The 1860-nt window shown below is 39.7% G+C and carries 1 protein-coding gene; it reads right to left on the reverse strand.

What is annotated here, in order from left to right; translation table 11 throughout:
* Window positions 1–112 precede the first annotated feature (112 nt).
* Window positions 113–1501: a lytic polysaccharide monooxygenase gene (locus tag E5A76_RS05420; protein WP_161118328.1), complete on the reverse strand. Its 1389-nt coding sequence runs from the start codon at window positions 1499–1501 to the stop codon at window positions 113–115.
* Window positions 1502–1860 lie beyond the last annotated feature (359 nt).

A 1860-nucleotide genomic window follows, 5' to 3' on the forward strand; every position in this document is an offset into this window, starting at 1 on the left:
CATTTTAACTCTCGACTATATTTGGACATAAAAGACCCCCAATAATTGGTGTCCAACTATTGGGGGTCACTTCAGTTTCCACAGGCTTTATTTAGGCTAAAGATAGAAGTGATTACAGCTTACGCCATACGCCCCATTCACCTGTTGTTCCAGGCTCTTCACCTTTCGTGTACCAACCTGCTTTCCAGCTATCGCCGTTGTGAGTCACTACGTCGTTTTCATAGTAAACATTAGTTGCAGACCAACCGCCTACTTCTGGTGTTTCACCTTCAGCTAGTACTTGCTTCCACACTTCAGCTTTACTTGGCTCTTCACCTTGTGTCCACCAACCCGCTTTCCATGTTTTACTCAGGTGAGTTACCACATCGCCAGCATTGTAAACAGCCGTTTTGCTCCAGCTACCTTCAGGTAATTCTGTTTCTGGCTCTTCAGGATCAACTGGTGGTTGAGGTGGAATTGGCTCTAACGCTTTAATTGTACTTACAGCAAACGCGTAATCTTTCTCAGACACCCAAACTTGGTTTGCATGAATATTTGACGCATAAAACTCATATTGAGCTGCGGCTTGGTTCCAAACACCTACGAATAGTTTTTCTGAATCTAATGCATTTAGTTCAGTTGCTAGTGTTTCTACCCATGTAGCCTGATTAGCAGCAGTGATCTCTAAACGATGATCAAACACTTCCGCACCTGTTACTGGTGCCATTAGACGGAAACGTACAATGTCACCTACAGCTGGTGTTTGGTAACCCGCAGGTACAAAGTAACCTGGGATTGCGTTCATATCACCATCAACAACTGGTGGAGGTGTTACTTCACCGCCATTACCTGATTGCTTAATGGTGATATCACTACAGTTGTAGAAGCCTTCACCCACAGGGTCAATACGCTGCCAACGTGTATAAAGAATTGCATCGCCAGAGCGATCAGTTGGTAGCTTCACTTTAAAATTGTACGTTTTGTAAGGCGAACCAGCATTTGGCATCACATTACCTACCGTATGAACTAATTCTAGATCATCCCAGTTTAAAGGCTGGGTAAAATCGTGACCTGGTTTGGTTAGGTAAAATTCCCAGAAAGATGGGTTATGTGGTGCTGTTGCCGTCCATACAAAATCGAACTCACCATTTGCATCAAGAACGATTTCCGTTTTTTGCCAATCTTTATGTGGTACATCTAGACCCGTTTTACCAGGCATACCTGCAGCACATAGTTGACCATCTTTAATGTTCGCTTTAACAGTATTGATATCATTGTAATTAGGATTCAATGACGCAACTTCGTTACGTTGAATGAAAGCCTCAACACCAGATTTATCGTATGAAGCTTTACATGCTGCATTCGGGATTGCATTTGACCAATAACCGCCATCGTTGTAGCACGTGTTTTGACGAGCACTTGGGAATTCAGCCCAGCCGTGAGCATTAGCAGCACCAATGGCAGCAACATTTGCAATAGCAAATGCGACAGATAATGATAGTTTTGTGAATTTAGAAGACATCGTTTTCTCTCAATATTATTTAACGATATAAGTTTGATGTTTAAATATATCGTCATTGCATTGCCACTATTTCATACCACTATACTGCGGTTATTTTTATTTAGTGACAGCAAAAAGAACCTCTCCCCTTTGCTTGTGTATTTTATAAATCAAAAAACAACAAGCACATAACAAACAAAATTAATCACCACGATAAAACCAATACAACAAGATATTAAACCATTGTTTTAAAACGCAATAGAGAATCACACATACGCTGAAAGAATATTTTTTGTTACATTTAAGAATGTTACATTAATGTATATTTCAATAATTAAATTAAAAAAAAGAAATAAGCAATATATAAATTAGAATAATTA

This window comes from Photobacterium lucens (assembly GCF_009873615.1).
In the GTDB taxonomy this organism is placed as follows: domain Bacteria; phylum Pseudomonadota; class Gammaproteobacteria; order Enterobacterales; family Vibrionaceae; genus Photobacterium; species Photobacterium lucens.

What these genes read in the sequence shown, in the direction of transcription:
- E5A76_RS05420 (WP_161118328.1), bottom strand. Translation starts at nt 1,501, where the DNA reads ATGTCTTCTAAATTCACAAAACTATCATTATCTGTCGCATTTGCTATT.